General features: G+C 61.1%; 12 protein-coding genes. 5 read left to right on the plus strand and 7 right to left on the minus strand.

The features are described from left to right. The first annotated feature begins 24 nt into the window (after positions 1 to 24). Entirely contained in the window at positions 25 to 327 is a 303-nt protein-coding gene (locus HXW87_RS08915) for a GIY-YIG nuclease family protein (protein WP_239778782.1), read from the plus strand. An 84-nt stretch (positions 328 to 411) separates the two neighbouring features. After that, positions 412 to 1,347, plus strand: coding sequence for a glutathione S-transferase family protein (locus tag HXW87_RS08920; protein ID WP_239778783.1), 936 nt, complete (start codon positions 412 to 414; stop codon positions 1,345 to 1,347). A 159-nt stretch (positions 1,348 to 1,506) separates the two neighbouring features. On the opposite strand, the gene HXW87_RS08925 is transcribed toward HXW87_RS08920, so the two are convergent. Beyond that, positions 1,507 to 1,857: a glutaredoxin family protein gene (locus tag HXW87_RS08925; RefSeq protein ID WP_145597532.1), complete on the minus strand. Its 351-nt coding sequence runs from the start codon at positions 1,855 to 1,857 to the stop codon at positions 1,507 to 1,509. Then, positions 1,857 to 2,861, minus strand: a complete 1,005-nt coding sequence (yejK, locus tag HXW87_RS08930) for a nucleoid-associated protein YejK (protein WP_047292700.1) — start codon at positions 2,859 to 2,861, stop codon at positions 1,857 to 1,859. Before yejK ends, HXW87_RS08925 begins: the two co-directional genes overlap by 1 nt. A gap of 531 nt (positions 2,862 to 3,392) precedes the next feature. Between yejK and HXW87_RS08935 the strand changes: the two genes are divergently transcribed. Beyond that, positions 3,393 to 3,674, plus strand: coding sequence for an HU family DNA-binding protein (locus HXW87_RS08935; protein WP_003221909.1), 282 nt, complete (start codon positions 3,393 to 3,395; stop codon positions 3,672 to 3,674). A gap of 177 nt (positions 3,675 to 3,851) precedes the next feature. On the opposite strand, the gene rlmF is transcribed toward HXW87_RS08935, so the two are convergent. From rlmF to HXW87_RS08960, 5 genes are all read right to left on the minus strand, one after another. Next, positions 3,852 to 4,871 carry a 23S rRNA (adenine(1618)-N(6))-methyltransferase RlmF gene (rlmF, locus tag HXW87_RS08940; RefSeq protein WP_239778784.1) on the minus strand — a complete coding sequence of 340 codons (1,020 nt, stop codon included), beginning with the start codon at positions 4,869 to 4,871 and terminating at the stop codon, positions 3,852 to 3,854. Positions 4,872 to 5,096: 225 nt separating this feature from the next. Further along, entirely contained in the window at positions 5,097 to 7,943 is a 2,847-nt protein-coding gene (locus HXW87_RS08945; RefSeq protein ID WP_007965170.1) for a valine--tRNA ligase, read from the minus strand. Positions 7,944 to 8,194: 251 nt separating this feature from the next. Then, positions 8,195 to 8,581 carry a hypothetical protein gene (locus HXW87_RS08950; RefSeq protein WP_047292702.1) on the minus strand — a complete coding sequence of 129 codons (387 nt, stop codon included), beginning with the start codon at positions 8,579 to 8,581 and terminating at the stop codon, positions 8,195 to 8,197. A gap of 8 nt (positions 8,582 to 8,589) precedes the next feature. Next, on the minus strand, positions 8,590 to 9,018 hold the full coding sequence (locus HXW87_RS08955; RefSeq protein WP_145597539.1) for a DNA polymerase III subunit chi: 429 nt from the start codon (positions 9,016 to 9,018) through the stop codon (positions 8,590 to 8,592). A gap of 60 nt (positions 9,019 to 9,078) precedes the next feature. Then, positions 9,079 to 10,569 carry a leucyl aminopeptidase gene (locus tag HXW87_RS08960; protein ID WP_047292705.1) on the minus strand — a complete coding sequence of 497 codons (1,491 nt, stop codon included), beginning with the start codon at positions 10,567 to 10,569 and terminating at the stop codon, positions 9,079 to 9,081. A 308-nt stretch (positions 10,570 to 10,877) separates the two neighbouring features. Here HXW87_RS08960 and lptF point away from each other — a divergent pair, with 308 nt between their 5' ends. Together lptF and lptG are read left to right on the plus strand one after the other, a co-directional pair. Next, positions 10,878 to 11,999 carry an LPS export ABC transporter permease LptF gene (lptF, locus tag HXW87_RS08965; RefSeq protein WP_047292707.1) on the plus strand — a complete coding sequence of 374 codons (1,122 nt, stop codon included), beginning with the start codon at positions 10,878 to 10,880 and terminating at the stop codon, positions 11,997 to 11,999. Continuing rightward, positions 11,992 to 13,053 (plus strand): LPS export ABC transporter permease LptG, encoded by a 1,062-nt coding sequence (lptG, locus tag HXW87_RS08970; RefSeq protein WP_047292709.1) that lies wholly within the window; start codon positions 11,992 to 11,994, stop codon positions 13,051 to 13,053. Before lptF ends, lptG begins: the two co-directional genes overlap by 8 nt. Positions 13,054 to 13,056 lie beyond the last annotated feature (3 nt).

Raw genomic sequence — 13,056 nt, forward strand, 5'->3', positions numbered from 1 at the left:
TTTCCTGCACGTCCAGATCCCGAAGTGACCAGTCTCAGCGAAAATCCGGTTGATGTTGTCGAACCCGTGAGCAAATCCTGGTTCGTCTATCTCGTGCGCGCGGCCAACGGCTCGCTGTATTGCGGGATCAGCGACGATCCGGTGCGGCGCTTTGCCAAGCATCAGAGCGGCAAGGGCGCGCGGTTCTTCCTGTCCAGCCCGGCGATGGCGCTGGTCTACACCGAACGTTGCCGCGACAAGAGCGATGCGTTGCGCCAGGAACGCTTGATCAAGAAGCTGCGCAAAAGCGCCAAGGAATGCCTGGTCGCGTCTTATCAATCTGACTGATCGGTTCCCATCAGCCAGATCTGTAGGCTGCTAATCAAATGCACGCTAAGCTGCCGATTCACTTTCTGTGCGGCGGAGCCGAGCATGTCCGAGTTGATTCTGCATCATTACCCGACCTCTCCATTTGCCGAAAAGGCTCGCCTGCTGTTGGGCTTCAAAGGCTTGTCCTGGCGCTCGGTGCACATCTCGCCGGTGATGCCCAAGCCGGATCTGACCGCGCTGACTGGCGGCTACCGCAAGACTCCGGTGTTGCAGGTCGGCGCGGACATCTATTGCGACACCTCGTTGATCGCCCGTCGCCTGGAGCAGGAAAAAGCCCTGCCGGCGTTTTTTCCGGAGGGTCAGGAAATGATCAGTGCCAGCTTCGCGGCATGGGCCGATTCGGTGGTGTTCCAGCATGCGGTCAGCCTGGTGTTCCAGCCGGAATCGGTGGCGGTGCGTTTCGGCAAGTTGCCGCCGGAGGCGATCAAGGCGTTTATCGCTGACCGTGCCGGTCTGTTCAGTGGTGGCAGCGCCACGCGGTTGCCGGCCGAACAGGCCAAACACCAATGGCCAACGATCATGTCGCGCCTGGAGCAGCAGTTGCAGCGCGAGCAGGGCGACTTTCTGTTCGGTGAGCCGTCGATTGCCGACTTCGCCCTGGCGCATCCGCTGTGGTTCCTCAAGGCGACGCACGTCACTGCGCCGTTGGTCGATGAATATCCGGCCGTGACGGCCTGGCTTGGGCGTGTGCTGGGCTTTGGCCATGGCGCCGCGAGCGAAATGAGCGCCGAGGAAGCGCTGCAAGTGGCGCGCACCTCGACGCCGGCGGCGCTGCCGGATGAGCAGTTTGTCGATCCGAACGGGTTCAAGGCCGGGCAGCAGGTGGCGATTGCCGCCATTGACTACGGAGTGGATCCGGTGGAAGGCGAGTTGCTGTTTGCTGGCCGCGAAGAGCTGATCTTGCGCCGCGAAGACCCGCGTGGCGGCGTGGTGCATGTGCACTTCCCGCGCTTTGGTTTCCGCATCGAAGCCCGCTGATCAGCAAGCGGCCTTTGCTTGGGGGGGCAATTGTGGTGAGGGGATTTATCCCCGATGGGGCGCGAAGCGCCCCCAAAAAACTGCACGCCCTACCAGGCAGATTTTGCGACGGCTTCGCCGCCGATCGGGGATAAATCCCCTCACCACAGAGGAGTTGTGTTATTTCAGGGCAGCGAGAATCTCGTCCGGGTCGAATCCGCGAATCAGCGTGCCATTCACGTCGATCAACGGAATCCCGCGCCCGCCCAGCGCCTCGTACGCTTTGCGCGCCTCGGCGTCCTTCTCGATATCGAATTCCCGGAAAGGAATCCCCTTGCTGTCGAGAAAGCGCTTGGTCTGTTTGCAGTAGCCGCACCAGTCGGTGGCATACAGCACGACACGGGCCTGCGCCCGCGTCTGCTCAGAGACCATCTGCGACGGGTTGAACACCCGCTCGATCTTGCCCCAGTTCTGATAGATCACCACCACCAGCAGAACCAGCGCAACCTTCTTCAGCACATTGCCCAGCATCAGTTGCGGCGCTTGAGCTGATCGGTGAGCGAGGTCGGCAGGCCCTTGATGATCAGGGTGCCGGCCTCCTCGTCGTATTCGATCTTCGAACCCAGCAGGTGCGCTTCAAAGCTGATTGACAGGCCTTCGGCGCGCCCGGTGAAGCGGCGGAACTGGTTGAGGGTGCGTTTGTCCGCCGGAATTTCCGGCGACAGACCGTAGTCCTTGTTGCGGATGTGATCGTAGAAGGCCTTCGGGCGCTCCTCGTCGATCAGCTCCGACAGCTCTTCCAGGCCCATTGGCTCGCCGAGCTTGGCCTGACTGCTGGCGTAATCGACCAGAGTCTTGGTTTTCTCGCGGGCGGAATCTTCCGGCAGGTCTTCGCTCTCGACGAAGTCGCTGAAGGCCTTGAGCAGGGTGCGGGTCTCGCCCGGGCCGTCGACGCCTTCCTGGCAGCCGATGAAGTCGCGGAAGTACTCCGAAACCTTCTTGCCGTTCTTGCCCTTGATGAACGAGATGTACTGCTTGGACTGCTTGTTGTTCTGCCACTCGGAGACGTTGATCCGCGCCGCCAGGTGCAGTTGGCCGAGGTCGAGGTGACGCGACGGGGTGACGTCCAGCTCGTCGGTCACCGCCACGCCTTCGCTGTGGTGCAGCAGGGCGATCGCCAGGTAGTCGGTCATGCCTTGCTGATAGTGGGCGAACAGCACGTGGCCGCCGACCGACAGGTTCGATTCCTCCATCAGTTTCTGCAGATGCTCGACCGCGACTTTGCTGAACGCAGTGAAATCCTGGCCGCCTTCCATGTATTCCTTCAGCCAGCCGCTGAACGGAAACGCGCCGGATTCCGGATGGAACAGGCCCCAGGCTTTGCCTTGCTTGGCGTTGTAGCTCTCGTTGAGGTCGGCAAGCATGTTCTCGATGGCCGCGGACTCAGCCAGTTCGGAGTCGCGGGCGTGCAGAACTGCGGGCGTGCCGTCGGGTTTTTTGTCGATCAGGTGGACGATGCAATGACGGATCGGCATGGGCTTCTCGGCTGGTGGAAGGGAGGAGGGCGGGCTCCCCCGAAAAAGCGCCCAGTGTACCGCAAACTCCATCCGAGGCTCCCTGTAGGAGCTGCCGAAGGCTGCGATCTTTTGATCTTGTTTTTGAAAAATCAAAGTCAAAAGATCGCAGCCTTCGGCAGCTCCTACATGAATGGGGGATGACTTGAAAATTGTGGCCCGTGGTCGCGTAATCACGGGGTTGAAGGCTAAATCCGGGGCAAGCGCCTGTGCTTATGCAGTTTTTTACCGATTTAGAGCAATAAACCTGACCAAATGGGTAGCTAGAGGCGGATATTTCCCCGTCTCTGTGCTAGTTTTGCCCGGTCTTACGCGAAGTCACTGCGTTAAGCGTGCAATCAGCATTTGTCAGGTCGAACCAAACCCTGATTTCGGTATCTATAACCCGACTCGTCGTGGTTATCGCCGAGGGTGCCAGATCCAGAAGATCGGGCTCGATGGCTGACACTGCACTCTGCAATCCATATGAATTTGATAGGGAAGGAACACTACATGGCTCTTACTAAAGACCAACTGATCGCCGACATCGCTGAAGCTATCGACGCGCCGAAAACCACCGCGCGTAACGCTCTGGACCAACTGGGCCAAATCGTTGCCGATCAGCTGGAAAACGGCGGCGAAATCACCTTGCCAGGTATCGGCAAGCTGAAAGTGACCGAGCGTCCTGCCCGCACTGGCCGTAACCCTTCGACTGGCGCTGCCATCGAAATCCCTGCCAAGAAAGTGATCAAGCTGGTTGTGGCCAAAGGCCTGACCGACGCTGTGAACAAGTAAGACGCAGCGATAAAAAACCGTGCACCGGAGTGATCCGGGCACGGTTTTTTTGTGCCTGCGATTTGGCAAGGCGTTACGCCGCCCTGTAGGAGCTGTCGAGTGAAACGAGGCTGCGATCTTTTGATCTTGTTTTCAAGCAGGATCAAAAGATCGCAGCGTGCCGCAGCTCCTACAGAATCAGCGAACCCAGCGCTCGCGACGCCAGATCTGCTGCTCGGACTTGGTCTGAAAGGTCCACGCCACGAAGCGGCTCTGTTTCTGCCCTTGCGACATCTCCACCACCTGGCTTTCCAGCACGCCGGCCTTTTTCAGGGCGGTTTCGATGGCCGGCAGGTTCGAGGCTTTCGAGACCAGGGTGCTGAACCACAGCACCTTGTGCTGGAAGTTCGCGCTCTCGGCGATCAGTTGCGTCACGAAACGCGCTTCACCGCCTTCACACCACAGCTCGGCAGACTGACCACCGAAGTTCAGCACCGGCAGTTTGCGTTTCGGATCAGCCTTGCCCAGTGCGCGCCATTTGCGCTCGCTGCCCTTGGTCGCCTCTTCCATCGATGCGTGGAACGGCGGGTTGCACATGGTCAGGTCAAAGCGCTCGCCCGGCTCCAGCAAGCCAATCAGGATGTGCTTGCGGTTCTCCTGCTGGCGCAGCTGGATCACCTTGTTCAGCCCGTTGGACTGGACGATGGCTCGGGCGGCAGCCACGGCGGTCGGGTCGATTTCCGAACCGAGGAAGTGCCAGCGGTATTCGCTGTTGCCGATCAGCGGATAAACGCAGTTGGCGCCCATGCCGATGTCCAGCACGTTGACGATTGCACCGCGCGGCACCTTGCCGTCGTTCATGCTGGCCAGCAGGTCCGCGAGAAAGTGCACGTAATCGGCACGGCCCGGTACCGGTGGGCAGAGGTAATCGGCCGGGATGTCCCAATGCTCGATCCCATAAAACGCCTTGAGCAGCGCCCGGTTGAACACGCGCACTGCGTCGGGGCTGGCGAAATCGATGCTTTCCTTGCCATACGGGTTGGTGATCACGAATTTCGCCAGTTCCGGCGTGGTCTTGATCAGCGCCGGGAAGTTGTAGCGGCCCTGATGGCGATTGCGCGGGTGCAGGCTGGCCTTTTCACGCGGCTCGACGGCTTTGGCCGGGGTCGCGGCATCAGGCTTGTTGCGCGCAGGTTTGGGTGTGCGGGGGGCGTTCATGGGTGTGATCGATTCGGGTATGGCTGAAAGTGGCGGGTATTGTCCCACATTGATGAGTCATGCGCCGAACGCATGTGGGAGCTGCCGAAGGCTGCGATCTTTTGATCTTGTTTTAAAAAAATCAAAGTCAAAAGATCGCAGCCTTCGGCAGCTCCTACAGGGGATTGGTGTTCTGGAATAAAAAAGGGAGGCCATTTGGCCTCCCTTTGTCATTGCGGCTTGCCCTTACAGGCTGGAAATCCGCGCGTGTTGCTCGGCCAGTTTGCCCAAGGCCTGTTCCGCCTCGGCCAGTTTGGCGCGTTCCTTCTCGATGACTTCGGCCGGGGCCTTGTCAACGAAACCGGCGTTCGACAGCTTGCCGCCAACTCGCTGGACTTCACCCTGCAGACGCAGGATTTCCTTGTCCAGACGCGCCAGCTCGGCGCCCTTGTCGATCAGGCCGGCCATCGGCACCAGCACTTCCATCTCGCCAACCAGCGCGGTGGCCGACAGTGGCGCTTCTTCGCCAGCGGCCAGCACGGTGATCGATTCCAGACGCGCCAGCTTCTTCAGCAGCGCTTCGTTCTCGGTCAGACGACGCTGGTCTTCAGCGCTGACGTTCTTCAGGTAGATCGGCAGCGGTTTGCCCGGGCCGATGTTCATCTCGCCACGAATGTTGCGCGTGCCGAGCATCAGGCCTTTGAGCCATTCGATGTCGTCCTCGGCGGCCGGATCGATGCGCTCTTCGTTGGCCACCGGCCACGGTTGCAGCATGATCGTCTTGCCCTGAATACCGGCCAGCGGCGCGATGCGCTGCCAGATTTCTTCAGTGATGAACGGCATGAACGGATGCGCCAGACGCAGCGCCACTTCCAGCACGCGCACCAGCGTGCGACGGGTGCCGCGCTGGCGCTCGACCGGCGCGTTTTCGTCCCACAGCACTGGCTTGGACAGTTCCAGGTACCAGTCGCAGTACTGGTTCCAGATGAACTCGTACAGTGCTTGCGCGGCGAGGTCGAAACGGAACTGATCCAGTTGACGGGTTACTTCGGCTTCGGTGCGTTGCAGTTGCGAGATGATCCAGCGATCCGCCAGCGACAGCTCGTAGGCTTCGCCGTTCTGGCCGCAGTCTTCACCTTTGTCCAGAACATAACGCGCGGCGTTCCAGATCTTGTTGCAGAAGTTGCGATAGCCTTCGACGCGGCCCATGTCGAACTTGATGTCGCGACCGGTCGAGGCCAGCGAGCAGAAGGTGAAGCGCAGGGCGTCGGTGCCGTAGCTGGCAATGCCGTCGGCGAACTCGTCGCGGGTCTGCTTCTCGATCTTCTTCGCCAGTTTCGGCTGCATCATGCCGGAGGTACGTTTCTGCACCAGCGCTTCCAGCTCGATACCGTCGATGATGTCCAGCGGGTCCAGGACGTTGCCTTTGGACTTGGACATCTTCTGGCCCTGGCCATCACGCACCAGGCCGTGCACGTAAACGGTCTTGAACGGTACCTGCGGGGTGCCGTCCTCGTTCTTGATCAGGTGCATCGTCAGCATGATCATCCGGGCGACCCAGAAGAAAATGATGTCGAAACCGGTGACCAGCACGTCGGTGGAGTGGAATTTCTTCAGGAACTCGGTCTTTTCCGGCCAACCCAGAGTGGAGAACGTCCACAGGCCCGAGCTGAACCAGGTGTCGAGCACGTCGTTGTCCTGTTGCAGCGCAACGTCCGGGCCGAGGTTGTGCTTGGCACGTACTTCGGCTTCGTCGCGACCGACGTAGACCTTGCCCGACTCGTCGTACCACGCCGGAATCCGGTGGCCCCACCACAGTTGACGGCTGATGCACCAGTCCTGGATGTCGCGCATCCACGAGAAGTACATGTTTTCGTACTGCTTGGGCACGAACTGGATGCGGCCGTCTTCAACGGCGGCAATCGCCGGCTCGGCCAGAGGCTTGGTCGACACGTACCACTGGTCGGTCAGCCACGGCTCGATGACGGTGCCAGAACGGTCGCCTTTCGGCACTTTCAGGTTGTGATCGTCGACGCTGACCAGCAGGCCGGCGGCGTCGAACGCAGCGACGATCTGCTTGCGCGCTTCGAAACGCTCGAGACCGGCGTACTCGGCCGGGATCTTGCCGTCGATGCTGTCGTTCAACGTGCCGTCAAGGTTGAACACCTGGGCTGCGGGCAGCACGTTGGCGTTCTTGTCGAAGATGTTCAGCAGCGGCAGGTTGTGGCGCTTGCCGACTTCGTAGTCGTTGAAATCGTGGGCCGGGGTGATCTTCACGCAGCCGGTGCCGAATTCAGGGTCGCAGTAATCGTCGGCGATGATCGGGATACGGCGGCCGACCAGTGGCAGCTCGACGAATTTGCCGATCAGGGCTTTGTAGCGTTCGTCGTTCGGGTTAACCGCGACGGCGGAGTCGCCGAGCATGGTTTCCGGACGGGTGGTCGCGACGATCAGGAAATCGTTGCCTTCAGCGGTTTTCGCGCCGTCGGCCAGCGGGTACTTGAGGTTCCACAGGAAACCTTTTTCGTCGTGGTTTTCCACTTCGAGGTCGGAAATCGCCGTGTGCAGCTTGGTGTCCCAGTTGACCAGACGCTTGCCGCGGTAGATCAGACCGTCTTCGTGCAGGCGTACGAAGGCTTCCTTGACCGCTTCCGAGAGGCCGTCGTCCATGGTGAAGCGCTCGCGGCTCCAGTCCACGGACGAGCCGAGGCGGCGGATCTGACGGCTGATGTTGCCGCCGGACTGATCCTTCCACTCCCAGACTTTCTCGAGGAATTTCTCGCGGCCCAGGTCGTGGCGGTTCTGGCCGGTGGCTTCCAGTTGGCGCTCCACCAGCATCTGCGTGGCGATACCGGCGTGGTCGGTGCCCGGCTGCCACAGGGTGTTGCGACCCTGCATGCGGCGGAAACGGATCAGGGCGTCCATGATCGCGTTGTTGAAACCGTGACCCATGTGCAGGCTGCCGGTGACGTTCGGCGGCGGGATCATGATGGTGTAGGAATCGCCCGCGCCTTGCGGTGCGAAATAGTTCTCGGACTCCCAGGTGTTGTACCAGGAAGTTTCAATGGCGTGCGGCTGGTAGGTCTTATCCATGCGCGGCGGGACCCTATTGGCATTTATTCAGGAAAAGCCGGGAAGTATAGCGGGGCATGGGGCCGAGGGCGAGCGGGGGGAGGCTGGGCGGACACTAATGTTGGGGGGAACCCTTGTAGTGAGGGGATTTATCCCCGATGGGCCGCGCAGCAGCCCCAAATAACTCAATCACGCTGCGTATTCGCAGGGTTCACGACTGCTGCGCAGCCGATCGGGGATAAATCCCCTCGCCACAAGGGGATCCATCCGGGTTATTCGTACTGGCTGAGCAACCGTTCCATCCGCGCCTCGAGGCGGCGTTTGATTTCGGTTTCAATGTGCGGTGCGAAGTCGTCGATCACGTCCTGCATGATCAATTGCGCGGCGGCGCGCAGTTCGCTGTCCAGGTGCAGCAGGGCGTCCGGGCCTTTATCCACAGGTGCGGCAGCGGGTGCCGGAGCCGGAGCAGGTGTCGGTTCGATGGTCGGCGGCGTGGCGTCGACGGCCTCGAACAGCATCGGAATCTGTTCCTGTTCACCGTCATCGACCGTGTCGGTCAGCAGCGGCGGTTGCAGGTTGTCATCGCCGAGCAACTGGCGGATCGATTCGAGATCGTCCAGCAGGTGCGCAGGCTTTTGCAGCGGTTTTGGAGTGTCCATCGGCGTACTCAGAGTCGCTGTAAACGGTGATCTTGCAGAGGATAGCCCTGTTCGCGGTAGAAACGGAAACTCTCCCGTGCCGCCGCGCGAATCGTCGGATCTTCTACCACCACTTCCGCCACGCGGGCGAATTGGCTGGCAAAGGCCGGGACTTTCAGGTCGAGATTGACCAGCAGATCCTGGTGCGCGCCGCAGTCCGCGCCCACTCCCAGCACAATCAAACCGTCCGGTTCGCTCTCGGCAGGGCCATGAGGGACGAAGGTTTCGCCCTTGAATGCCCACAGGCGCGCATCGAGATCATCACGCTGAGCAGCATCGCTGCAATGCAGGTAGATGCGGTGGCCCATGCGCCAGGCTTTTTCGGTGAGCTTGCAGGCAAAGTCCAGGCGAGCCGAAGGATCGGCGCTGGGCAGGATATAGAAGTCGACTTTGGTCATTGCGGTTCCTGAGCCTTGAGCGGCGTCGCCGTAGAGTGACGCCGCCCAGGTTCATCGGTTTCAGGCTTTGGCGCGGTCCAGCAGGTATTGGGTCAGCAGCGGAACCGGACGGCCAGTGGCGCCTTTGTCCTTGCCGCCGCTGGTCCATGCGGTGCCGGCGATGTCCAGGTGCGCCCAGTTAAGGTTCTTGGTGAAGCGCGACAGGAAGCATGCGGCGGTGATGGTGCCGGCCTTCGGCCCGCCAATGTTGGCGATGTCGGCGAACGGGCTGTCCAGCTGCTCCTGGTATTCGTCGAACAGCGGCAGTTGCCAGGCGCGGTCGTCAGCGGCCTTGCCGGCACTGAGCAGTTGCTCGATCAGCTCGTCGTTGTTGCCCAGCAGGCCAGACGTGTGTGCACCGAGTGCAACCACACAGGCACCGGTCAGGGTGGCGATATCGATCACCGCTTGCGGCTTGAAGCGCTCGGAGTAGGTCAGCGCGTCGCACAGCACCAGACGGCCTTCGGCGTCGGTGTTGAGGATTTCCACGGTCTGGCCGCTCATGGTGGTGACGATGTCGCCCGGACGCGACGCAGTGCCGCTCGGCATGTTTTCCGCGCAGGCGAGGATGCACACCAGATTGATCGGCAGCTTCAGCTCAAGGACGGCACGCAGGGTACCGAACACGGAGGCCGCGCCGCCCATGTCGTACTTCATTTCGTCCATGCCGGCGCCAGGCTTGAGGCTGATACCGCCGGTGTCGAAGGTGATGCCTTTGCCGACCAGCGCGTAAGGCTTCTCGGACTTCTTGCCACCGTTGTATTGCATGACGATCAGGCGCGGTGGCTGGGCGCTGCCCTGACCGACGGCGTAGAACGAACCCATGCCCAGGGACTTGATTTTCTTCTCGTCGAGGACTTCGACTTTCAGATCCTTGAACTCTTTGCCCAGGTTCTTGGCTTGTTCGCCTAGGAAGGTCGGGTGGCAGATGTTGGGTGGCAGGTTGCCCAGATTGCGGGTGAACGCCATGCCGTTGGCGATGGCGGTCGCGTGGTTCACCGCGCGCTGCACTTCGGCCTGGGCGGCTTTGATGGTCAGCAGGGTGATTTTCTTCAGGGCGCGCGGTTCGGCTTTCTGGCTCTTGAACTGGTCGAACGTGTATTCGCCATCCACCAGGGTTTCGGCCAGCAGGCGGGTCTTGCCGTAGCTGTCGCGATTCTTGACGATGATCTCGTCCAGGGCCAGCACGGCGTCGCTGCCGCCCAGACCTTTCAGGGTGTTGAGGATGCCGGCAACGATTTTGCGGAACGGACGGTCACCCAGTTCTTCATCCTTGCCCACGCCGACCAGCAGCACGCGCTCGGCCTTGAGGTTCGGCAGGCTGTGCAGCAGCAGGCTTTGACCGACCTTGCCGGCCAGGTCGCCACGCTTGAGCACGGCGCTGATCGCGCCACCGCTCAGCTCGTCGACCTGTCGGGCGGCAACGCCGAGTTTGCGGCCTTCGCCGACGGCAACCACCAGGGTGGCGGTTTTCAACGTTTCTGGGCTAACGCTTTTTACAACCAGTTCCATGTCCGGATCCCTGAATGAATGGTCAACACGCAGGCGTTCGACGGTGTCCGCAGTCGCCTGCTTATAGATAGAAGAGGCGCAGGTCTGTGCCTGCGACGAAGGCGGCAGTTTGAACCTCGCTCACCGCGCCTGACAACCCTCGGTTGTGCGATCTTCAACGGAATCTACGCTTGGGTGAGTGTGCGCAGTGACAGGCGCCCTCAATCACAGGATAATGCCGCATCTTTTTTCGACGGCTCTGCCTTGCGGGTCGCTCGAAACGTTTGCTTGTTTGGCCGCCTTAGCCTGACAACCCTGGAGTGTCTGGTTTGATCGTCTTCCGTTATCTGTCCCGTGAAGTGATGTTGACCCTGAGCGCCGTCAGCGCCGTGCTGCTGGTCATCATCATGAGCGGTCGCTTCATCAAATACCTTGCCCAGGCCGCTGCGGGCCAACTCGATCCGGGATCGCTGTTCCTGATCATGGGTTACCGTCTGCCGGGTTTCATGCAGCTGATCCTGCCGTTGGGCCTGTTTCTCGGGATCCTGCTGGCTTACGGCCGGTTGTACCTCGAAAGCGAAATGACCGTGCTCTCGGCCACCGGCATGAGTCAGCAGCGTCTGCTGCGCATGACCCTGTTCCCGGCAACGCTGGTGGCACTGGCCGTCGCGTGGCTGAGCCTGAGCCTGGCCCCGCAGGGCGCCAATCAGTTTCAACTGCTGCTGAACAAGCAGGACGCGCTGACCGAGTTCGATACCCTCGAACCCGGCCGTTTCCAGGCGTTGCGTGACGGTACCCGGGTGACCTACACCGAAAGCCTGACCGACGATCGCGTCAACCTCGGCGGCGTGTTCATCTCGCAGAAGAACCTCGGCTCGGATCAGAAAGACCGCGGGATTTCCGTACTGGTGGCCGAGAAGGGGCGGCAGGAAGTCCACTCGGACGGCAACCGCTACCTGATCCTGCACAACGGCTATCGCTATGACGGCAGCCCGGGTCAGGCCGATTACCGCGCGATCAAATACGACACCTACGGCGTATTGCTGCCCAAGCCCGATGCCAGCGACGAAGTTACCGACCGTGATGCGATCCCGACTTCGACCCTGCTGAGCGCCGACGACGAGCGATCCAGGGCCGAACTGCAATGGCGGATTTCGCTGCCGTTGCTGGTATTCATCGTGACCCTGATGGCGGTGCCGCTGTCGCGGGTCAATCCGCGTCAGGGCCGTTTCCTGAAGCTGCTGCCGGCGATTCTTCTTTATATGGCTTACCTGACCATCCTGATTGCCGCCCGCGGCGCCCTCGAAAAAGGCAAGATTCCACCGGCCCTTGGCCTGTGGTGGGTGCACGGGATCTTCCTGTTCATCGGTCTCGGCCTGTTGTACTGGGAACCGTTGCGCCTGAAGCTGGCCAGTCGTCGCAGCGCTGCGCTGGAGGTGGCCCGTGGTTAAACTCGACCGCTACATCGGCAGCAGCGTATTCGTGGCGATCATCGCGGTGCTGGCGATCATTCTGGGTCTGGCGACCCTGTTTGCCTTCATCGACGAGATGAGCGACGTCAGCGATACCTACACCCTGACCGATGTGCTGAGCTTCGTCCTGCTCACCGCGCCGCGCCGTCTGTATGAAATGCTGCCGATGGCCGCGCTGATCGGCTGTCTGATCGGCCTCGGCAGTCTGGCCAGCAGCAGCGAGCTGACGGTCATGCGCGCTGCGGGTGTGTCCATCGGGCGCATTGTCTGGGCGGTCATGAAGCCCATGCTGGTGTTGATGCTGGCCGGTGTGCTGATCGGTGAATACGTGGCCCCGGCCACCGAAAGCATGGCGCAGGCCAATCGCTCGCTGGCGCAAGGCAGCGGCGATGCGCAGAGCGCCAAACACGGTATGTGGCACCGTCAGGGCGAGGAGTTCATCCATATCAACGCCGTGCAACCTGACGGCCTGCTGTATGGCGTGACCCGCTATCACTTCGACAAAGAGCGCCACCTGCTCAGCTCCAGCTTCGCCAAGCGTGCGGAGTTCGACGGCAAGCGCTGGCTGCTCACTGACGTGACCACCACGGTGTTCCACGAGCGCAGCACCGAAGTGGTGAATGCGCCGAGCGAGGAGTGGGACGTGTCGCTGAGCCCGCAATTGCTCAACACGGTGGTGATGGCGCCTGAGTCGCTGTCGATTTCCGGTCTGTGGGGCTATATCCACTATCTGGCGGATCAAGGCCTGAGCAACGGTCGTTACTGGCTGGCATTTTGGGTCAAGGTGTTGCAGCCGCTGGTCACCGCTGCGCTGGTGCTGATGGCGATTTCCTTCATCTTCGGCCCGTTGCGCTCGGTGACCCTCGGTCAGCGGGTGTTCACTGGTGTGCTGGTAGGCTTCACCTTCCGCATCGTCCAGGATCTGCTCGGCCCGTCGAGCCTGGTGTTTGGCTTCTCGCCGCTGTTCGCGGTGCTGGTACCGGCCACGGTCTGTGCGCTGGCGGGTGTCTGGCTGCTGCGACGCGCCGGTTGATGA

It is taken from the genome of Pseudomonas sp. Y5-11, assembly GCF_022368695.1.
Taxonomy (GTDB): Bacteria; Pseudomonadota; Gammaproteobacteria; order Pseudomonadales; family Pseudomonadaceae; genus Aquipseudomonas; species Aquipseudomonas parakoreensis.